The organism is Pseudomonas sp. B15(2017) (genome assembly GCF_002113215.1).
Taxonomy (GTDB): Bacteria; Pseudomonadota; Gammaproteobacteria; order Pseudomonadales; family Pseudomonadaceae; genus Aquipseudomonas.
Map to the genome: position 1 here is coordinate 150,444 of NZ_NEJZ01000006.1, position 19,954 is coordinate 170,397.

16 protein-coding genes are annotated in these 19,954 nt (G+C 61.3%); 12 read left to right on the forward strand and 4 right to left on the reverse strand.

Annotated elements, in window-relative coordinates:
• Positions 1 to 171 precede the first annotated feature (171 nt).
• The 12 genes from CAF73_RS11605 (at position 172) to CAF73_RS11660 (ending at position 12,333) form a co-directional block, all read left to right on the forward strand.
• A complete protein-coding gene (locus CAF73_RS11605) occupies positions 172 to 1,176 on the forward strand; it encodes a D-cysteine desulfhydrase (RefSeq protein ID WP_085702744.1) in 1,005 nt (334 codons plus the stop codon).
• Between the two features lie 311 nt (positions 1,177 to 1,487).
• The gene (tcyJ, locus tag CAF73_RS11610) at positions 1,488 to 2,288 is read left to right on the forward strand and encodes a cystine ABC transporter substrate-binding protein (RefSeq protein WP_085697993.1); all 801 of its coding nucleotides are present in this window, start codon (positions 1,488 to 1,490) and stop codon (positions 2,286 to 2,288) included.
• Positions 2,288 to 2,953 carry a cystine ABC transporter permease gene (gene tcyL / locus CAF73_RS11615; protein WP_011331947.1) on the forward strand — a complete coding sequence of 222 codons (666 nt, stop codon included), beginning with the start codon at positions 2,288 to 2,290 and terminating at the stop codon, positions 2,951 to 2,953. Before tcyJ ends, tcyL begins: the two co-directional genes overlap by 1 nt.
• A gap of 3 nt (positions 2,954 to 2,956) precedes the next feature.
• Positions 2,957 to 3,706 (forward strand): L-cystine ABC transporter ATP-binding protein TcyN, encoded by a 750-nt coding sequence (gene tcyN / locus CAF73_RS11620; protein ID WP_064382730.1) that lies wholly within the window; start codon positions 2,957 to 2,959, stop codon positions 3,704 to 3,706.
• 456 nt (positions 3,707 to 4,162) lie between these two features.
• Positions 4,163 to 4,927 (forward strand): hypothetical protein, encoded by a 765-nt coding sequence (locus CAF73_RS11625; RefSeq protein ID WP_085702745.1) that lies wholly within the window; start codon positions 4,163 to 4,165, stop codon positions 4,925 to 4,927.
• Positions 4,928 to 5,193: 266 nt separating this feature from the next.
• Positions 5,194 to 6,435, forward strand: a complete 1,242-nt coding sequence (locus tag CAF73_RS11630; RefSeq protein ID WP_085702746.1) for an SfnB family sulfur acquisition oxidoreductase — start codon at positions 5,194 to 5,196, stop codon at positions 6,433 to 6,435.
• Positions 6,436 to 6,472: 37 nt separating this feature from the next.
• Positions 6,473 to 7,666 carry an SfnB family sulfur acquisition oxidoreductase gene (locus CAF73_RS11635; RefSeq protein WP_085702747.1) on the forward strand — a complete coding sequence of 398 codons (1,194 nt, stop codon included), beginning with the start codon at positions 6,473 to 6,475 and terminating at the stop codon, positions 7,664 to 7,666.
• Complete coding sequence (locus tag CAF73_RS11640; RefSeq protein WP_085702748.1) at positions 7,666 to 9,018, forward strand: LLM class flavin-dependent oxidoreductase; 1,353 nt, start codon at positions 7,666 to 7,668, stop codon at positions 9,016 to 9,018. The genes CAF73_RS11635 and CAF73_RS11640 overlap by 1 nt, the downstream gene beginning before the upstream one ends.
• Positions 9,019 to 9,087: 69 nt before the next feature.
• Entirely contained in the window at positions 9,088 to 9,897 is an 810-nt protein-coding gene (locus CAF73_RS11645; RefSeq protein WP_085702749.1) for a MetQ/NlpA family ABC transporter substrate-binding protein, read from the forward strand.
• Between the two features lie 2 nt (positions 9,898 to 9,899).
• Positions 9,900 to 11,024 (forward strand): methionine ABC transporter ATP-binding protein, encoded by a 1,125-nt coding sequence (locus tag CAF73_RS11650; protein WP_085702750.1) that lies wholly within the window; start codon positions 9,900 to 9,902, stop codon positions 11,022 to 11,024.
• Positions 11,014 to 11,658: a methionine ABC transporter permease gene (locus tag CAF73_RS11655; RefSeq protein WP_065261159.1), complete on the forward strand. Its 645-nt coding sequence runs from the start codon at positions 11,014 to 11,016 to the stop codon at positions 11,656 to 11,658. Before CAF73_RS11650 ends, CAF73_RS11655 begins: the two co-directional genes overlap by 11 nt.
• Positions 11,659 to 11,706: 48 nt before the next feature.
• The gene (locus CAF73_RS11660; RefSeq protein WP_085697986.1) at positions 11,707 to 12,333 is read left to right on the forward strand and encodes a bifunctional 2-polyprenyl-6-hydroxyphenol methylase/3-demethylubiquinol 3-O-methyltransferase UbiG; all 627 of its coding nucleotides are present in this window, start codon (positions 11,707 to 11,709) and stop codon (positions 12,331 to 12,333) included.
• A 3-nt stretch (positions 12,334 to 12,336) separates the two neighbouring features.
• On the opposite strand, the gene CAF73_RS11665 is transcribed toward CAF73_RS11660, so the two are convergent.
• The 4 genes from CAF73_RS11665 to CAF73_RS11680 form a co-directional block, all read right to left on the reverse strand.
• On the reverse strand, positions 12,337 to 14,589 hold the full coding sequence (locus CAF73_RS11665) for a glycoside hydrolase (RefSeq protein ID WP_085702751.1): 2,253 nt from the start codon (positions 14,587 to 14,589) through the stop codon (positions 12,337 to 12,339).
• 90 nt (positions 14,590 to 14,679) lie between these two features.
• A complete protein-coding gene (locus CAF73_RS11670) occupies positions 14,680 to 17,745 on the reverse strand; it encodes an efflux RND transporter permease subunit (protein WP_085702752.1) in 3,066 nt (1,021 codons plus the stop codon).
• Complete coding sequence (locus CAF73_RS11675) at positions 17,742 to 18,806, reverse strand: efflux RND transporter periplasmic adaptor subunit (protein WP_085702753.1); 1,065 nt, start codon at positions 18,804 to 18,806, stop codon at positions 17,742 to 17,744. The genes CAF73_RS11670 and CAF73_RS11675 overlap by 4 nt, the downstream gene beginning before the upstream one ends.
• Positions 18,803 to 19,906: an efflux RND transporter periplasmic adaptor subunit gene (locus CAF73_RS11680; RefSeq protein ID WP_085702754.1), complete on the reverse strand. Its 1,104-nt coding sequence runs from the start codon at positions 19,904 to 19,906 to the stop codon at positions 18,803 to 18,805. Before CAF73_RS11680 ends, CAF73_RS11675 begins: the two co-directional genes overlap by 4 nt.
• Positions 19,907 to 19,954 lie beyond the last annotated feature (48 nt).

The following is a 19,954-nucleotide window of genomic DNA, read 5'->3' on the forward strand; positions in this document are numbered from 1 at the left end:
CGGCCGGACTGTCTGGCCGCGTCAACGGCGACTACTTTACGGCAAGCCCACGGGCGCGAATTAAGAACCGATAGTGCTGGCTCAAGCACTTTTGGCTATAAGCGATTGGCGGTTGCCCCGGAAAATCGGCGTGCCTATAGTCCTGTGATCTTCCTCCGCCAGTACGGAACCATGTCCACACAACCGATCAAACAACAGCTGCAACGCTTTAACCGCCTCGACCTGCTCGGCCAACCGACCCCACTGGAAAAACTTGAACGCCTGTCCACCTGGCTCGGCCGCGATGTCTACATCAAGCGCGATGACCTGACGCCGCTGGCCATGGGCGGCAACAAGCTGCGCAAGCTTGAATACCTCGCCGCCGATGCCCTCGCCCAAGGCGCGGACACCCTGATCACCGCCGGCGCACTGCAATCGAACCACGTTCGCCAGACCGCCGCGCTGGCCGCGAAACTGGGCCTGGGCTGCGTGGCCCTGCTGGAAAATCCGCTGGGCACCGATGACAGCAACTACACCGGCAACGGCAACCGCCTGCTGCTGGATCTGTTCGACACCAAGGTCGAGCTGGTCGACAACCTCGACAACGCCGACGAACAACTGGCCGCCCTCGCCGTGCGCCTGCGCAGCAACGGCAAGAAGCCGTATCTGGTGCCGATCGGTGGCTCCAACGCCCTCGGCGCGCTGGGTTACGTGCGCGCCGGTCTGGAGCTGGCTGAGCAGATCAAGGACACCGGGCTGCAATTTTCCGCCGTAGTCCTGGCCTCGGGCAGTGCCGGCACCCACAGCGGTCTGGCGCTGGCGTTGAGCGAAGCCCTGCCGCAACTGCCGGTGATCGGCGTAACGGTTTCGCGCAGCGAAGAAGATCAGCGCCCGAAAGTCCAGGGCCTGGCCGAACGCACCGCCGACCTGCTGGGCGTGGCGCTGCCGGACAGCTTCAAGGTCGAGCTGTGGGACGAATACTTCGGCCCGCGCTATGGCGAGCCAAATGCCGGGACGCTGTCGGCAGTGAAGCTGCTGGCCAGCCAGGACGCTGTGCTGCTCGATCCGGTCTACACCGGCAAAGCCATGGCCGGGCTGCTCGACGGCATCGGACGCGGGCGCTTCGATGAAGGCCCCATCATCTTCCTGCACACCGGCGGCGCTCCGGCGTTGTTCGCGTACAAGGACTTTCTGTAATTCGAAGCGCGTACCGCAGCGCTCGTTCCCACGCTCTGCGTGGGAATGCAGCCCGGGACGCTCCGCGTCCCCTTTGAAAGGACACGCGGAGCCAGGAAACACTCGGCAAACAACAACAAATATTCTAAATAAGAATAACAAATTGAAAATTCATTATTTTCCATTCTAAAAGAGCCGGCATATAGTCTCGCCGCAGGCGAATTTCGCGAGAGACGCATAAGCTGCTTTAAGGCAGGATAGCGCTGTCGTCCAATTCCCGGATTCGCCAACTTTCCATAAGCGTCTTCCATAAGAAAACACAGGGGCTTGTCATGATTCTTTCCGCACTACGTCGAAATCTGCTGGTAGGTTCGCTGGGCCTGGCACTGAGCGCCGGTCTGCTGGGGCAGGCGGTTGCCGGTGAGCAACTGCAACAGATCAAGGACAAAGGCGTTATCAACGTCGGCCTGGAAGGCACTTACCCACCATTCAGCTTCGTTGACGAGAACGGCAAGCTGTCCGGTTTCGAAGTCGAGCTGTCCGAAGCACTGGCCAAGAAGCTGGGCGTGAAGGCCAAGATCCAGCCGACCAAATGGGACGGCATCCTCGCGGCCCTGGAATCCAAACGTCTGGACGTCGTGGTCAATCAGGTGACCATCTCCGACGAGCGCAAGAAGAAATATGACTTCTCCGAGCCGTACACCGTTTCCGGGATTCAGGCGCTGGTGCTGAAAGACAAGGCCGCCGCGCTGAACATCAAGTCCGCCGCTGACCTCTCCGGCAAGAAAGTCGGCGTGGGTCTGGGCACCAACTACGAACAGTGGGTCCGCGCCAACGTGCCGGGTGCCGACGTTCGCACCTACGACGATGATCCGACCAAGTTCGCCGACCTGAACAACGGCCGTACCGACGCCATCCTGATCGACCGTCTGGCTGCGCTGGAATATGCCAAGAAAGCGCCGAAAACCGTCGCTGCCGGTGAAGCCTTCTCGCGTCAGGAAGCCGGTATTGCCCTGCGCAAAGGCGAGCCTGAGCTGCTGGCCGCTGTGAACAAGGCCCTCGACGAACTGCGTGCCGACGGCACCCTTGAGAAGCTGTCCACGAAATACTTCAACGCTGACGTCACCAAATAATGGAAGAGGCTTTCCAACTCGCACTGGACTCCGCGCCCTTCCTCTTGAAGGGCGCGTACTACACGGTAATCCTCAGCCTCGGCGGCATGTTCTTCGGCCTGCTGCTGGGCTTTGGCCTGGCGTTGATGCGCCTGTCGCGTTTCAAGTCGGTCAGCTGGCTGGCCCGCATCTACGTGTCGTTCTTTCGCGGCACGCCGTTGCTGGTGCAACTGTTCGTGATCTATTACGGCTTGCCGCAATTGGGCATGGAACTCGACCCGCTGCCGGCGGCGCTGATCGGCTTCTCGCTGAACATGGCCGCCTATGCCTGTGAAATCCTGCGTGCCGCGATCGGTTCGATCGAACGCGGCCAGTGGGAAGCCGCTGCGAGCATCGGCATGACCCGCGCGCAGACCCTGCGCCGGGCCATCCTGCCGCAGGCCATGCGCACGGCCTTGCCGCCGCTGGGCAACAGCTTCATTTCACTGGTCAAGGACACAGCACTGGCCGCCACCATTCAGGTGCCGGAGCTGTTCCGTCAGGCACAACTGATTACCGCCCGGACTTTCGAAGTCTTCACCATGTATCTTGCCGCCGCGCTGATCTACTGGATTCTGGCCACGGTGCTGTCGCACTTCCAGAACAAGCTGGAAGAGCGGGTCAATCGGCACGACCAGGAGTCCTGACCCATGATTGTCGTGGAAAAACTGACAAAGCAGTTCAAGGGTCAAGTCGTGCTCAACGGCATTGATCTGGAGGTGAAGGAAGGCGAGGTCGTGGCCATCATCGGCCCCAGCGGCTCGGGCAAGACCACGTTCCTGCGTTGCCTGAACTTCCTCGAAGAACCCACCAGCGGCCGGATCAAGGTCGGCGAGATCGAGATCGATACCAGCCGCCCGCTGAACCAGCAGCAGAGCCTGGTGCGCAACCTGCGCCAGCATGTGGGCTTCGTGTTCCAGAACTTCAACCTGTTCCCCCACCGCACCGCGCTGGAAAACGTCATCGAAGGCCCGATCGTGGTCAAGAAGACGCCCCGCGATGCAGCCATTGCCCTGGGCAAGAAGCTGCTGGCCAAGGTCGGCCTGGCGGGCAAGGAAGACGCCTACCCACGGCGCCTGTCCGGTGGCCAGCAACAGCGCGTGGCGATTGCCCGGGCGCTGGCGATGGAGCCGGAAGTGATCCTGTTCGACGAGCCGACCTCGGCCCTCGATCCGGAACTGGTGGGTGAAGTGCTGGCGACCATCCGCGGCCTCGCCGAGGAGAAACGCACCATGGTGATCGTCACCCACGAAATGGCGTTCGCCCGCGACGTGGCCAACCGCGTGGTGTTTTTCGATAAAGGCGTGATCGTCGAACAAGGTGAGGCGAAAGCGTTGTTTGCCAATCCGAAAGAAGAACGCACTCGACAGTTCCTCAGCAAGTTCAGAAACAACGGCTGAGCCGCTAACTTTCCTGAACACAAACTTCCATGGATGGAAGTTTTATTTACATCCTTCCTGCCAAGAACTTAATCAATCCATTGCGGTACATATATATGTCCTGCAACAGACCCGGCGTGATTAAAGTCAGCGCCCTTCGAATAGCCAGCTACCCAAACCAATCGACGTCAGAACCGTCAAACCCGGCAAAATCCGTGGCCCGATTCGCCAAGCCGGATAGGTAGAGTGCTTTATCGATGTAGGAGCATTCTGATAAGTCCGTAATTCTTCAATTAAACAATCCTGTCCGTTGACATGCCATTCGGCGAACTTTTATCTAGTCACTCATCGCAACCCGCACATCACCAATACCCAATACCGATCGGCCGAGAAGTCCTGTTTTTTATTACCAGGTCATTCTGGTCTTTTGAACTTTCAGAAACGGATTTCGCTGCAAGGCTTCAAGGAGAGGATTTCATGACCCGCACTTCGCACATCCCCGAACTGGCCGCGCCGCGCCTGGCGCCCTCGCAAACCAACGGCATCAACCTCGCGGCAGCGGCCCGCTTGCGGGTCGATGTACCGCCCTATCCGGACATGGACACCGGCGACTTGATCGAACTTTTCTGGAACAACTGCTATGTCGCCTCTCATGTGCTGACAGCGCAGGATGTCGCTGCCCCGGTCAGCCTGCGAGTGCCGGAAAGCTTCATCGCCAGCGGCTCGTCACGCATCCACTATCGGGTCATGCGGGTGGGTCACGGGCCATCGCTGTCGGCAGCCGCGCGGGTCACGGTGAAGCTCGACTGCCCCGGCGGGCAGCCTCCAGCGCTGTGTGGCGACGAGAACCAGCAACTTGCACCGGTGACATTGCCCGACACCATTCGCCGCAACGGCGTCAACGCGAACCAGATCAGACGCGGCGTGCCGCTGACCATAGAGCCGTATCTGAACATGGCCGAAGACGACGCCATCACCTTGCGCTGGGGCGATGTACGGATGGACCTGGCGCGCATCACCCCGGCCGACATCGGCAAGCCGGTCCAGGTTTGGGTGCCACCGGCGATCATCACCGAAGCCGGTGAAGATCTGCGGCTGGACGTCACCTACTGCATCCTCGACCGGGTCGGCAACAACTCGCGCTGGGCGCCGCCGCGAACGCTGAAAATCGGCTGCGTGAACCCTTACCTCAAGGTGCCGCTCAAGAAAACGCTGAAGGCAGCAGAGCCGCGAGAAAAATGAGCATCGATGGTCGGCGAGGGACAACGTCCTTCGCCGCCGCACGCTTAACCAGACGGACCACGCCCTCTTCTATACATATTCCCAAAAGTTAGTTTATTTAAAATTTATACGCGTTTAGGGTATATAAACCGGACCACCGGACATTCTTTCGTTCGCCGCACTTTTGCGGCGCCTTTCATGAGATGTGAGGTAGGTAACATGGTCCGGAACACAATCACCCCAGTGCAGATCGCCAGGGCATTGCGTGCAGTCAAGGAGCGGCACTGATGTCCAGTCTGGCAGACGCAAACGTCCAGAGTGACCTGGACATCGCCCCGTTGCTGTTGCCCGCGCAAGTGCTGCGCAACGACGATCAAGCCATCAAGGCCGCCCATGAACTGGCGCAAGTCGCTCGCGTGCAGGCCGCCCAACGTGACCGCCAGCGCAAGCTGCCATGGTCGGAAATCGAACAGTTCACCCGCAGTGGTCTGGGCAGCATCGCCATCCCGCGCGAGTTCGGCGGCCCGCAGGTTTCCTTCGTCACCCTGGCCGAAGTGTTCGCGATCATTTCTGCAGCCGACCCGGCGTTGGGACAGATCCCGCAGAACCAGTTCGGCATCATCAACCTGATCCTCGGCAGCGCCACCGAACAGCAGAAAAAACAGCTGCTGCAGAGCGTGCTCGAAGGCTGGCGAATCGGCAATGCCGGACCTGAACGCGGCACCAAGGACACCCTGGAACTGAAAGCGCGCATCAGCGCCGACGGCGATGACTACGTGATCAACGGCCAGAAGTTCTATTCCACCGGCGCCCTGTTCGCCCACTGGGTGGCGGTCAAGGCGCTGAACGATGACGGCAAGCAAGTCCTGGCCTTCGTCCGTCGCGGTACCCCGGGATTGCGCATCGTCGATGACTGGTCGGGTTTTGGCCAGCGGACAACCGCCAGTGGCACGATCCTGTTGAACAACGTGCGGGTCGATGCCAGCCTCGTGGTGGACAACTGGAAAATCAACGAAAAGCCCAACACCCAGGGCGCAGTGTCGCAGCTGATTCAGGCAGCCATCGACGCCGGCATCGCCCGTGGCGCCATCGATGACGCCATCGAATTCGTCAAGACCCGCGCCCGGCCGTGGATCGACGCCAGGGTCGAGCGGGCCAGCGATGACCTCTACGTGATCGCCGACATCGGCAAACTGAAAATCGAACTGCACGCCGCCGAAGCATTGCTGCGCAAGGCCGGGCAAGTGCTGGATCAGGTGCACGCCGCGCCACTGACCGCCGAATCCGCCGCCCGCGCTTCGATTGCCGTGGCCGAAGCCAAGGTGCTGACCACCGAGATCTCGCTGCTGGCCAGCGAAAAACTTTTCGAACTGGCCGGCAGCCGCGCCACCCTCGCCGAATTCAACCTCGATCGTCACTGGCGCAACGCCCGGGTCCACACCCTGCACGATCCGGTGCGCTGGAAGTACCACGCGGTCGGCGCTTATTGCCTCAACGGAAAACTTCCGGCTCGCCATTCCTGGATCTGACGACCAGAACACTTTGACCAGATCTCTGGAGAAACACATGACTCTTTCCCACCCCGTCGCGGTCATCACCAGCGACGAGCAAGCCCTGATCGTCGCCAGCGACCTGGCCGAAGATTTCCAGCGCGACAGCAACCTGCGCGACCGCGAACGCCGGCTGCCGCTGCCGGAGCTCGACGTGTTTTCCCGCTCCGGCCTGTGGGGCATCAGCGTGCCCAAGGAATACGGCGGCGCCGGCGTATCCAACGTGACCCTGGCCAAAGTCATCGCCCTGATCGCCCGGGCGGACGGCTCGCTCGGGCAGATTCCACAGAACCATTTCTATGCCCTGGAAGTGCTTCGGGTGAATGGCAGCCACGAGCAGAAACAACGCCTGTACGCCGAAGTCCTCGCCGGCCGGCGCTTCGGCAATGCCCTGGCAGAACTGGGCACCAGGACCGCCCACGACCGAGTCACCAGCCTCAAACGCGACGGCAGCGGCTATCGCATCAACGGCCGCAAGTTCTATGCGACCGGCGCGATCTACGCCCAACGGATTCCAACGTCCGTGGTCGATGAAAACGGCGTGCAGCAACTGGTCTTCGTCCCGCGCGACAGCAAAGGCCTGACCGTGATCGACGACTGGAGCGGCTTCGGCCAGCGCACCACCGGCAGCGGTTCGGTGGTGTTCGAAGACGTGTATGTCGCTGCCGAAGATGTCATCGCGTTCCAGAGTGCTTTCGAACGCCCGACCCCGGTCGGCCCGCTGGCGCAGATCCTTCACGCCGCCATCGACACCGGCATCGCCCGCGCCGCTTACGAAGATGCGCTGCACTTCGTGCGCAGCAAGACCCGGCCATGGATCGATTCGGGCAACGACAAGGCCACCGAAGACCCGCTGACCCTCAAGAGTTTCGGCTATCTGAGCATTCGTCTGCACGCCACCGAAGCCTTGCTCGAACGCGCCGGCGAATTCCTCGACACTGCCCAGGCCGAGACCAACACCGAGACGGTCGCAGCAGCCTCTATTGCCGTTGCCGAAGCACGGGCGATCAGCACCGAAATATCCCTGGCCGCCGGCAGCACGCTGTTTGAACTGGCCGGCAGCCAGGCCACCCTGATCGAGCACGGCCTCGACCGTCACTGGCGCAACGCCCGGGTGCACACCCTGCACGACCCGGTGCGCTGGAAGTATCACGCGGTGGGCAATTACTACCTCAACGATGAAAACCCTCCGCTGCGAGGGACCATCTGATGAGCAAGAAAAAGATCCTGCTCAATGCGTTCAACATGAACTGCATCGGCCACATCAACTACGGCTTGTGGACTCATCCACGCGACACCTCGACCCAGTACAAGACCCTCGAATACTGGACCGAGCTGGCACAGCTGCTGGAGCGCGGGCTGTTCGACGGGCTGTTCATCGCGGACATCGTCGGCGTGTACGACGTCTATCAGAACTCGGTGGACGTCACCCTGAAAGAGTCGATCCAGTTGCCGGTCAACGACCCGCTGCTGCTGGTGTCGGCGATGTCTGCGGTGACCAAAAACCTCGGTTTCGGCCTGACCGCCAACCTCACCTACGAGCCGCCGTATCTGTTCGCCCGCCGCCTGTCGACCCTCGATCACCTGAGCCGTGGACGGGTGGGCTGGAACATCGTCACCGGCTATCTGGACAGCGCCGCCAAGGCCATGGGCCTGAGCGAACAGGTCGAGCACGACCGGCGTTATGACCAGGCCGACGAGTACCTCGAAGTGCTCTACAAACTCTGGGAAGGCAGTTGGGAAAACGGCGCGGTACTCAACGATCCACAACAGCGGATCTACGCGCAGCCAGACAAGGTGCACAAGGTCGAACACAAGGGCGAGTTCTATCAGGTCGAGGGTTATCACCTGTGCGAACCGTCGCCGCAGCGCACGCCGGTGCTGTTCCAGGCCGGCAGTTCGGATCGCGGTCTGCTGTTCGCCGGACGTCATGCCGAGTGCGTGTTCATCAGCGGCCAGAACAAGCCATCGACCAGGGTGCAAGTAGACAAGGTCCGTGCCAGCGCCGTCGAAGCGGGGCGCAACCCGGAGGACATCAAGGTGTTCATGGGCCTGAACGTGATCGTCGGCGAGACCGAAGAAGCGGCCTGGGCCAAGCACGCCGAATACCTGAGCTACGCCAGCGCCGAAGCGGGTGTGGCGCATTTTTCGGCGTCCACCGGGATCGATTTTTCTCGGTACGAAATTGACGAGCCGATCCAGTACGTCAAGAGCAACGCGATCCAGTCCGCCACCACGAACCTGCAGAACAACGACGGGACCCGGCGCAAATTGCTCGACCAGCACGCCCTCGGCGGGCGCTACATCACCGTGGTCGGCTCACCGCAACAAGTGGCGGATGAGCTGGAATCGTGGATCGCCGAGACCGGTCTGGACGGCTTCAACCTGACCCGCATCGTCACCCCGGAAAGCTATGTGGATTTCATCGACCTGGTGATTCCCGAACTGCAACGGCGCGGCTCGTACAAGACCGCATACGACACCGGCAGCCTGCGGGAAAAACTGTTTCACGGCGAAGCGCACCTGCCGCAGCAACACACGGGCGCCCACTACCGACACTAACCCTTGCACTGATCGTTCCCACCTCCGCGTGGGAGCGATCAGGCTGATTCAACTGACTGGAAAACCACCATGACCAAGAAACTGCTCTCCCACCCAGTCAAAGCACTGGCCCTGGCCTTCGGCCTGTTCAGCTCGGCGGTGTTCGCCGCCGATGCGCCGTTGAAAATCGGCACCACCGCCGCGTTCGCGATTCCGCTGGAAGCGGCCGTCGAAGAAGCCTCCAAACAGGGCCTGAAAGTGGAACTGGTGGAGTTCACCGACTGGATCGCACCGAACGTCAGCCTCGCCGCCGGTGACATCGACGTGAACTACTTCCAGCACATCCCGTTCCTGGAAAACGCCAAGGCCGCTTCCGGTTTCGACCTGGTGCCGTTCGCGCCGGGCATCATCAACAACGTCGGCCTGTACTCGAAGCAATACAAAAGCTTCGACGAACTGCCTGAGGGCGCCAGCGTCGCCATCGCCAACGACCCGATCAACAGCGGACGCGGTCTGCAACTGTTGGCCAAGGCCGGTCTGATCACCCTGAAACCGGGTGTCGGCTACAAGGCCACCGAAGACGACATCGTCGCCAATCCGAAGAAGATCAAGATCCTCCAGGTCGAAGCCGTGCAACTGGTGCGCGCCTACGACGACGCCGATCTGGTCCAGGGCTACCCGGCCTATATTCGTCTGGCGAAGACTTTCGATGCCGGTTCCGCGCTGCTGTTCGACGGCCTCGATCACAAGGAGTACGTGATTCAGTTCGTGATCCAGCCCAAGAGCCAGAACGACCCGCGCCTGATCAAATTCGTCGATATCTACCAGCATTCGCCGGCCGTTCGCGCGGCGCTGGATAAGGCCCACGGCAAGCTGTACCAGGCCGGTTGGGAAAGCTGAGGATGACGGCAGCCATTCAACGGCGACTGGATCTTCCAGAGTCACCCGCGCTTGCGCAGCGCACCGAACTGCATCCCGAACTGAACCGCGCCCATGTGCGTTTCGTCGGGCTCGGCAAAACCTACGACGGCAAACAAGGCCCGGTCGCGGCCCTGCAAGGCATCGACCTGGCAATCCAGCGCGGTGAAGTGTTCGGCATTATCGGCCGCAGCGGCGCCGGCAAGTCATCGCTGATCCGCACCATCAACCGCCTCGAACAACCGACCTCGGGCCGGGTGTTGATCGATCAGGCGGACATCGGCGAGTACGACGAAGATCGCCTCGTCGCCCTGCGCCGGCGGATCGGCATGATCTTCCAGCACTTCAACCTGATGTCAGCGAAAACGGTGTGGCAGAACGTCGAACTGCCACTGAAAGTCGCCGGCGTCCCGAAGGAGCAACGGGAAAAAAAGGTTCGCGAACTGCTGGAGCTGGTGGGCCTGCAAGCCAAGCACAAGGCGTATCCGGCGCAATTGTCCGGCGGGCAGAAACAGCGCGTCGGCATCGCTCGCGCGCTGGTGCACGACCCGGACATTCTGCTGTGTGACGAAGCCACTTCGGCGCTGGATCCGGAAACCACACAGTCGATCCTCGGCCTGCTGCGCGAGATCAACAAACGCCTGGGCCTGACCATCGTGCTGATCACTCACGAAATGGCGGTGATCCGGGAAATCTGCGACCGCGTCGTCGTGCTGGAACATGGCCGCATCGTCGAACAGGGTCCGGTCTGGGAAGTGTTCGGCAACCCGCAGCACGACGTCAGCCAGACATTGCTCGCGCCACTGCAACATGCCTTGCCCGAAGAGTTGCAGAGCCGTTTGCAGGCGCAACCGTCTTCGTCCGATGCGGCCGTGGTGCTGCGTTTGCAGTTCACCGGCAGCCAGCAGGATGAACCGGATCTGGCCGCGCTGTTCGCCGCCCTCGGTGGTCGGGTGAAATTGCTGCAGGGGGGCGTGGAGCGGATTCAGGGCCATGCACTCGGACAATTGCTGCTGGCAGTCGCGGGATCGAAGCTGAACACCGAGGAACTGCGTCAGCGTGCGGGCCAGTGGGCACAAGGCACGGAGGTGCTGGGTTATGTGGTTTGATCGCTTGCTGCAGGGTTTCATCGACACGTTTCTGATGGTTGGCGTGTCATCGCTGATTGCATTGCTCGCCGGGATTCCCATGGCAGTGATTCTGGTCACCAGCGACAAGGGCGGCATCTACGAGGCGCCAGTGCTCAATCGTGCGTTGGGTGCTTTCGTGAACCTGTTTCGCTCGATTCCGTTCCTGATTCTGATGGTGGCACTGATCCCGTTCACCCGGCTGATCGTCGGCACCACCTACGGTGTCTGGGCGGCCGTTGTGCCGCTGACCATCGCGGCCACGCCGTTTTTTGCGCGGATTGCCGAAGTAAGCCTGCGTGAAGTCGACCACGGCTTGATCGAAGCCGCGCAGGCCATGGGCTGCCGGCGCTGGCACATCGTCTGGCATGTGCTGCTGCCCGAAGCGCTGCCGGGCATCGTCGGCGGGTTCACCATTACGCTGGTGACGATGATCAACTCATCGGCGATGGCCGGAGCGATTGGCGCCGGCGGTCTGGGCGACATCGCCTATCGCTACGGCTATCAGCGCTTCGACAGCCAGATCATGCTGACCGTGATCGTGCTGCTGGTGGCGCTGGTGGCGGTGATTCAACTGGGCGGCGACCGTCTGGCGCGAGGGTTGAACAAGCGCTGAATCCCATGGCGTATAGTCGGCAACATCCATTGCCAGCGCAGCCCGACCATGAAACAGACGCCTATCGATCTGGAACAGATCACCTCCACCACTCTCGGCCACTACAACGCGGTGGCCGAGGATTTTCGTGAAGGCACCCGCGACCATGATGTCAGCCAGAACATCGACGCCCTGCTGCGGCATATTCAGGCTGAAGGGCCGCTTTCCATTCTCGACTTCGGCTGCGGGCCGGGCCGGGACTTGCAGACCTTCACACGAATGGGTCACATCGCCGTCGGCCTCGACGGCGCGGAAAAATTCGCGCAGATGGCTCGAGAGGACAGTGGCTGTGAGGTGTGGTGTCAGGACTTTCTGAAGCTGGATCTGCCGGCAGAACGCTTCGACGGAATCTTCGCCAATGCGGTGCTGTTTCATGTGCCGTTGCAGGAATTGCCACGGGTGTTGAAGCAGTTGCACGGGACACTGAAACCGGGGGGCGTGTTGTTCAGCTCCAATCCTCGCGGGGACAACCGTGAAGGCTGGAACGGGCCGCGTTATGGCTCGTACCACGATCTGGAGGCATGGCGCGGGTTGTTGACCGCTGCCGGATTCGTGGAACTTGAGCATTACTACCGGCCGGCAGGGCTACCTCGGGAGCAGCAGCCATGGCTGGCGAGTGTCTGGCGCAAAACCTGAAACTCAGGGCCTCGCCTCAACCTGAAACCGGGTCGGCGGACTTGCGGGTGAACGCACCGTAAGGCTCCGCCCGGGCAGCGTCTGCCCCTGTACTTCACGCGCCTGAATATCAAAATTGGCCAGCAATCGCGTGCCGTCTTCAAAGGAGGTCTGCTGAACCAGCCGGTCCGCGCTCAACCATTCGAAACCGGTGAGCGCCTGGGTCGCCAGACGTTCATGCAAAGGCCGGAAGAACGCATCCTGACGGGCAATCTGCGGCAATCGCTGTGCAAGCGTGTCAGCACTGAGGTGATACAGCGGCGCAACGTTGTAGAGCAACTGTGCGAGTTCGTTGTCCGCCCGTACATTGGTCAGTTTCAGACTATCGAACAGCCAATGGTGGGACGTGATGACCGACCCATGGAACACCGCCTGATACAACGGCAAACGGCTGGCCGGGTCAAAGTGAATACGCCGCAAAGACTCTTTGATCGGCACAGGTTTGAAGAAAACCTCTGGCTGCTCCGGCGGATACCACTTGCCTGCAAAGTACCTGGATTCGGGGTTCTTGCTCATTTCGACGTCACCCCAACCGATCACCGGGGTCTGCATGCCATGGGTGAACAACACGCCTTGCGCGGTCGTTGCGTTGCCATCCTCTGAACCGGTGGGCAGTTTCAACACTTCATTGATCCAGCGTGATGCCCCGATGTTGCCTTCGGCATTCTGGGCCTGGGTCATCGTTGCCCCGGGTCGGTAGCTGTCGAACAGCATGCCGGTGGCATAGGCATCGAGAAACCAGCTGTTGAAACCGGCGGCGTCGCGAATCGCCGCGACCCGCTGTTCAAGCAACGGCCGCACGCAACGGGGATCGGTGTAATGCCCCGATTGCTGGAAGCCGCTTTTCAGCGTTCCGTCGCTCTTTACGACTGCGCATTCAAGATTTGCCTTGTCCCCCAGATGGGCCGTGGTCCAGTCAGGGTTTTCATTGCGGCTCAGCGCCGTTTCATAGGAGTCATACGGTGCGATCAGATAACCCGCCGCCACGCCGGCCTTGATCGCCTCGGGGTGCCACAGGCCACCTTCCCAGCCTTCGCCCAATCCCACCCACAGACGCGACAGACCGGCATTCTGTACTTGCCTGATCGTTTCCAATGACAAGGTGCTGCCCCAGCGCTCGGGCTCGGGGGTCAGCGCTTCACCGAGTGAAGCTGCCACTTGCGCGCGCACATCAGCGTAACCGCTCGCCAGCGCCTGCATGTCCGGCACGGCACGGGCCTGCCAGGTCTTGCGCGCCAGCGTATTCAAGGCGTGGTTGAGACTGCGCAGGAGCACTTTTTTCTGATAACCGTTCAACACCGTGCCACTGGCAAGGATCTGCAACGCCTCATGATCCATTCCCGCTTTCAGTTCACGGATCAACGCATCACCCCCGCGCAAGGTGTCGAGCAGCAAGGGCCAACTGCGTACATCCCTGGCGCCCAGCAGGTCGTTGCCCCACAGGTACAGATGACTGGCGCCCAACAGCCGCTTCGCCTCAGGTGTTTTTTCGAATTTGCTGTTCAAGCTTTCATGGCGACCGTTATCGATCAGCCACTGCCGGTAGCGTTTGGCGCCAGCCAACGGGTCGGCCGCCCCGAGAAACAGGGTGAATGTCATTGGTGTGGACGGCTCGAGCGGGGTGAAACGATGCCGGGCGGACAGTGCCAGAGCCTTGCCCTGGTCGCTGAACAGCAGCCGATTGTTGTAGGGATTGGTCATCAGCCAATGCAGGCTGAACCCGTCATGTTCAACGCCCCAGAGCGGCAAGCTCAGATCCTGAGTGGTATTGAATTCCCCCTGACTCAACAGAAAGGCCTGCCATACCGGATCGCCACGCGGCACATAGTGCCCCTCGGCCAGAGGCCAGATCAGCGCCTTGCCCAGCGCGCTGGCGGGCTGATGGAGAAATTCCAGTTCTGCCGGCTCACGCGCCTTGATCGAGAAGGACAGATCACGTTGATCGAGCGTGGCGCTGAGGGTCCAGGCCCCGCCATCCCATTGCCAGTCGATGCGGTTGTCGCGTCTGCTCAACTGACTGACTTTGTGTGGGGCAATCCCCGCCGATGCCTGCACCGTCTCGCCGCCGGCCGGGGTGACACGGACAGCCAGCGTTGCAGGATCGAGTTGCACGCGCCACAGCGAGTTTTCCAATGACGTGTCGGCCCATGACAGGGATGAAACGCACAATCCGGCAATCAGCAATAGCGCGCGCAGCCAGCGAATAACGGTAGACATCAGACGTCCCTTCTCCCAAAGGATCGGGGACGTTAACTGAATACGCCGACGCTGTAAGTCAGACCCTTCGCAAATATGTAACAAGCCTGCTTAATGGGCCGATGTCGAAGCGTCCTTCTTCGGCTCGCGAATCTTGTACCAGGCCACATACAGCGCCGGCAGAAACAGCAGTGTCAGCAGGGTCGCCACCACAATCCCGCCGATCATCGCGTAGGCCATCGGCCCCCAGAACACTTCCCGGGCGATAGGGATCATGCCCATGCTCGCCGCCGCAGCGGTCAGCAGAATCGGCCGGCGTCGGTGCTCGGTCGCTTCCACCACCGCATCCCAGGGCGAGTAGCCTTTGCGCTCGAATTCGTCGATCTGGGTCACGAGAATCACCGAGTTGCGGATGATGATGCCGATCAACGCCAGAATCCCGAGGATCGCCACGAAGCCCATTGGCGTACCGGTCGGCACCAGCGCCAGCACCACGCCGATCAACCCCAGTGGCGCGACGCTGGCCACCAGGAACAGCTTCTGCACACTGTGCAGCTGGATCATCAGGAAAGTCGCCATCAGGAACAGCATCAACGGCAACACCTTGGCGATCGGCCCTTGCGCCTTGCCACTTTCCTCGACCGTACCGCCGGTGGCGACCTTGTAGCCCACAGGCAGTTTTTCGGCGAAGGCATCAATGGACGGCTTGAGGATTTTCACCAGATCGGTCGGCTGAATCTCGTCACGCACCGACGCCTTGATGGTGATGGTCGGCAGGCGATCACGACGCCACACCAGCGGCTGCTCCAGCTCATAACGAACCGTGGCGAAGGCCAGCAGTGGAATCGACGTGCCGTTGGGCGTAACGATTTGCAGGTTCTGCAGGGTTTCCGGCGTACCGCGCTCGGAATCCACAGCCCGACCGACCACGTTGATCAGGTAGATATCGTCGTCGACCTGGGTCAGCGGCGCGCCACTGACGATGCTGTTCATCAGGTTCGCCACGTCTTCGGACGACAGGCCGAGCTGGCGCGCCTTGTCCTGGGCGATGTCGATTCGCAGGACTTTGCCAGGCTCGTTCCAGTCGTAAATGATCTCGCCGATGTGCTCGTTCTTGTCCAGTTCAGTCGCCAGGTCGATGGCGTGCTTGCGCACCTGATCAATGTCCTTGCCGCTGATCCGGTACTGGATCGGACGTCCCACCGGCGGGCCCATTTCCAGCGCCTGCACGTAACTGCCGATGCCGACGAAATCCTTGTGCAGACGTTCGCGCAGGCGCTTGCTCAGCGCCTCGCGGGCTTCGAAGTCTTTGCTGACGATCACCAGTTGCGCGTAGTACGGGTTCTGCAATTGCTGGTCGAGCGGCAGGTAGAAACGAATCGCACCCTGGCCGATGTAGGTGCTCCAGCGCACGATGTCCGCATCGCCCTTGAGCGTGGCCTCGAGTTTGTCGACGGCCTTGCGGGTTTCGTCGATCGAGGCGTTTTGCGGCAGGTTGAGGTCGACCAGGATTTCCGGCCGGTCCGAGGACGGGAAAAACTGATTCTGCACAAACCGCATGCAGAACACCGCCAGCACAAACAACAGCACGGTGATGCCGATGGCCCACCAGCGATTGCGCATGCACCACAGCAAACCGCCATTGAATGCGCGGCCGACGCGTCCCGGTTCGGCTTCATGGGGTTTCACGTTGGTGCTGAGAATGTGCACGCCGATCACCGGGGCGAAGAACACCGCCACGATCCAGGATACGATCATCGCCACGGCAATCACCGCGAACAGCGTGAAGGTGTACTCGCCGGCCGAGCTGGCGTTGAGACCGATGGGGACGAAACCGGCGACCGTCACCAGCGTACCGGTGAGCATCGGGAACGCGGTCGAGGTGTAGGCGAATGTCGCGGCCTCTTCCTTGCTCTCGCCCATTTCCAGGCGCGTGACCATCATTTCCACGGTGATCATCGCGTCGTCCACCAACAAGCCGAGGGCAATGATCAGAGCACCGAGGGAAATCCGCTGCATGGTGATGCCGCTGTACTCCATGAACACAAACACCATCGCCAGCACCAGCGGAATCGAGCACGCCACCACCAGCCCGGCGCGCACACCGAGGCTGATGAAGCTGACCACCAGCACGATCACCACCGCTTCGAACAGCGCGCTGGTGAAGCCGCCGACGGCTTCCTCTACCACCACCGCCTGATCGGACACCGTGTGCACACCCACGCCCACCGGCAGATCCGCCGTCACCTCATCAATGCGTTTGTGCAGGGCCTTGCCGAACTCCTGAACGTTGCCGCCCTTCTGCATGGCAATCGCCAGACCGATCGCCGGCTTGCCGTCGAAGCGGAACTCGGGGGTGGCCGGGTCGACGTAACCACGGGTGATTTCGGCGATATCGGCCAGGCGATAGAAGCGGTCGTTGAGTTTGAGATTGACCTCGGCCAGATCTTTCTCCGAAGCGAACTGCCCGGACGTTCTCACCGAAATCCGCTCGGGGCCCGCCTCGATCACACCGGCGGGAGTCACCGCGTTCTGCGATTGCAGGCTCTGCACGACTTGTCGTTGATCGATGCCCAGCGCCGCCAGTTTGCGGGTCGAGAAGTTCAGGTAAATCACTTCGTCCTGCTGGCCGATCATCTCGATCTTGCCCAGCCCCGGCACGCTGCGGATCTCGGCCCGCGCCTGTTCCACGTAATCGCGTAACTGGCGCATGGTCAGGCCGTCGGCGGTGAAGGCGTACACCGAACCGAACACGTCACCGAATTCGTCGTTGAATCCCGGCCCTTGAATGCCTTGAGGGAACTGCCCGCGAATATCGTCGATCTTCTTGCGCACCTGGTACCAGATTTGCGGTATGTCCTTGGCACTGGTGGTGTCGCGCAGGTACACGTAGACCGTCGATTCGCCGGGGCGCGTGTAGCTTTTCACGTAGTCGAGGGAATCGAGTTCCTCGAGTTTTTTCTCGATGCGGTCGGTGACCTGCTTGAGGGTTTCCTCTTGAGTCGCACCTGGCCATCTGGTCTGGATCACCATGGTCTTGATGGTGAACGATGGGTCTTCCTCGCGCCCCAGATTGAAGTAGGAAAACACCCCCATGAGCAATGCCACGAACATCAGATACCAGACGAAAGACTGATGCTTGAGGGCCCATTCGGAGAGATTGAAAGAGCCTTTCATTGACTGTCCTCGTCAAGTTTCACGGATTGTCCGGGTTTGAGGCTGTTGACGCCGGCGCTGACCACGCGCTCGCCGTTCTTCACGCCCCCCGCGAGCACCACGCTGCTGTCGGTGCGGCTGATCACGCTGACGTCGCGCGGGTTGACGGTTTTGCTCTGAGTGTCGATGACCCAGATTCGCGGTTTGCCGTCGACCTCCTGCAACGCCGTGGCTGGTAATTCGATACGCGGCTTGATCGCCGAGCTGAGGGTGACGCTGATCGCCGTGCCGAGGCGGAAGCCGTCGGGTGTATTGGCCAGGGTCAGCCGTGCGCGTCGGGTGCGCGTCGCACTTTGTGCCTGCGGTTCGATCTCGCGCAGGGTTGCCGTGGTGTTGATACTCGGGTCGAGTTGCCCGGCCACCAGAAACACCACGTCGGGCGGGATCTCATCGACCAGGGTGTCGGGCAGATCGATCACGGCTTCCTTGATGTCCGGTTGCGCCAGGGTCACCACCTGTTGGCCCGCCGTCACCACTTGCCCGGCCTCCGCACTCCACGCGGTTACCACGGCTTTGTGATCCGAACGCAACTCGGTGTAGTCGAGTTGATCCTTGCTTTGTTTGACTGCCGCCCGCGCCTGATCCAGCGAAGCCTGGGTGGTTTTCAGGTCAGTCATGGCAATGTCCAGCTGCGCCTGCGCGCCCACGCCCCGGTCGAACAGCGCTTGCTGACGGCGGGCGTTGGCCTGGGCGTTGATCAGCTGTGCCTGAACCCTGGCCAGGTCGCCCTGGGCCGAACGCAACTGGTTCTGCTGATCGGACGGATCGAGGGTGGCGAGCAGCGTGCCCTTTTGCACCTCGGTGCCGACATCGACGTTGCGGCTGGCAATGCGCCCGCCGACGCGAAAACCGGTGTTGCTTTCATAGCGCGCCTGAATGCTGCCGGCGAAACGCCCGAGGTTTTCCTCGTTCATCGCCTCGACCTTGACCGACAACACCGGCCGTACCGGCTCCGGCGGTGGCTCGCTTTTCGAACAGGCGGCCAGCAACACGCCAATGGATATCAGCCCCAGACGCTTCATGGCTGCGCTCCCGGTTGCAGGCCCTTGTAGGTGTTTTCGGCAATTTCGACCTTCATGCCCGGATGCAGCAATTGCCCACCCGCGACAATGACTTTTTCCCCGCCCTTGAGACCTTCGCTGATGATGACCTTGCCGATCAGGTAGCGGCCGACGGTGACGTTGTGCAGCTGCGCTTCACCGTTATCGTCGACCATCCACACCGCTGGATCGCTGACGTTCTTGGTCAGCGCCGACCACGGCAATTCAACGGCCGACTTGCCAGTGCCCTTGGCCGTGGCGCTCACCACCGAGCCCAGTTGCATCCCCTGCGGCAGGCTGTCGAGGCTGACCTTGACCTGCACCGTGCCAGACTGCGCGGACACCGCCGGGGTGATTTCGCGCACGGTACCGGTGGTCTTGATGGCGGGGTTGTCGAGCAGGCTGACGACGATCGAACGTTCCGCCGGCCGCTCGGCCAGCAGGGACTCGTACACGTTGAACACGGCGTCGCGGTCGCCGTCCCGGGCCAGGCTGAAAATCGGCGCTGTGGCCTGAACCACCTGGCCGACTTCGGCCTGACGCTCGGTGATGACGCCGGGCGCATCGGCGATCAGCGAGGTGTAGCTCAATTGATCCCTGGCGTTGGCCAACTGCGCCTGGGCCGCGCTCAGGGCACTCTGGCTGCTGCGCAATGCGGCCTGCGCGGAATCGTATTCGCTCTGGCTGGTGTAGCCCTTGGGCAAGAGTTTCTGTTGGCGGACGAACGCGGCGGCGCTCTGTTTGACCCGCGCCTGCTCGGCCAGCACCTGGGCCTGGGCGGAATCGACGTTGGTCTGCAAATCCTTCGGATCGAGTTTGGCCAGCACTTGTCTGGCCGAGACGCGGTCACCGACATCGACCATGCGCTGAATGATCTTGCCGCCGACGCGGAACGACAGTTCGGTCTGCACCCGCGCCTGAACATCGCCGGTGAGGGTCACGGCGGCGGCGTAATTGACGGGGCTCACTTCCTGGACGAAGACCCGGGGCAGGTACTCTTCGGGCGCCTTTTTCTCGCCGCATGCGCTCAACAAAGCGAAAAGACTCAGCATGACCGCTGTTTTCAATCCGGGACTCGCCATGCAGACTCCTTCCTGTGTACGAACGTGCAAGTGACGATACGACTGTGA

Bases quoted from the DNA above. Each gene is read 5' to 3' on its own strand.
- CAF73_RS11605 (WP_085702744.1), top strand. From the start codon at position 172: ATGTCCACACAACCGATCAAACAACAGCTGCAACGCTTTAACCGCCTC.
- tcyJ (WP_085697993.1), top strand. From the start codon at position 1,488: ATGATTCTTTCCGCACTACGTCGAAATCTGCTGGTAGGTTCGCTGGGC.
- tcyL (WP_011331947.1), top strand. From the start codon at position 2,288: ATGGAAGAGGCTTTCCAACTCGCACTGGACTCCGCGCCCTTCCTCTTG.
- tcyN (WP_064382730.1), top strand. From the start codon at position 2,957: ATGATTGTCGTGGAAAAACTGACAAAGCAGTTCAAGGGTCAAGTCGTG.
- CAF73_RS11625 (WP_085702745.1), top strand. From the start codon at position 4,163: ATGACCCGCACTTCGCACATCCCCGAACTGGCCGCGCCGCGCCTGGCG.
- CAF73_RS11630 (WP_085702746.1), top strand. From the start codon at position 5,194: ATGTCCAGTCTGGCAGACGCAAACGTCCAGAGTGACCTGGACATCGCC.
- CAF73_RS11635 (WP_085702747.1), top strand. From the start codon at position 6,473: ATGACTCTTTCCCACCCCGTCGCGGTCATCACCAGCGACGAGCAAGCC.
- CAF73_RS11640 (WP_085702748.1), top strand. From the start codon at position 7,666: ATGAGCAAGAAAAAGATCCTGCTCAATGCGTTCAACATGAACTGCATC.
- CAF73_RS11645 (WP_085702749.1), top strand. From the start codon at position 9,088: ATGACCAAGAAACTGCTCTCCCACCCAGTCAAAGCACTGGCCCTGGCC.
- CAF73_RS11650 (WP_085702750.1), top strand. From the start codon at position 9,900: ATGACGGCAGCCATTCAACGGCGACTGGATCTTCCAGAGTCACCCGCG.
- CAF73_RS11655 (WP_065261159.1), top strand. From the start codon at position 11,014: ATGTGGTTTGATCGCTTGCTGCAGGGTTTCATCGACACGTTTCTGATG.
- CAF73_RS11660 (WP_085697986.1), top strand. From the start codon at position 11,707: ATGAAACAGACGCCTATCGATCTGGAACAGATCACCTCCACCACTCTC.
- CAF73_RS11665 (WP_085702751.1), bottom strand. From the start codon at position 14,589: ATGTCTACCGTTATTCGCTGGCTGCGCGCGCTATTGCTGATTGCCGGA.
- CAF73_RS11670 (WP_085702752.1), bottom strand. From the start codon at position 17,745: ATGAAAGGCTCTTTCAATCTCTCCGAATGGGCCCTCAAGCATCAGTCT.
- CAF73_RS11675 (WP_085702753.1), bottom strand. From the start codon at position 18,806: ATGAAGCGTCTGGGGCTGATATCCATTGGCGTGTTGCTGGCCGCCTGT.
- CAF73_RS11680 (WP_085702754.1), bottom strand. From the start codon at position 19,906: ATGGCGAGTCCCGGATTGAAAACAGCGGTCATGCTGAGTCTTTTCGCT.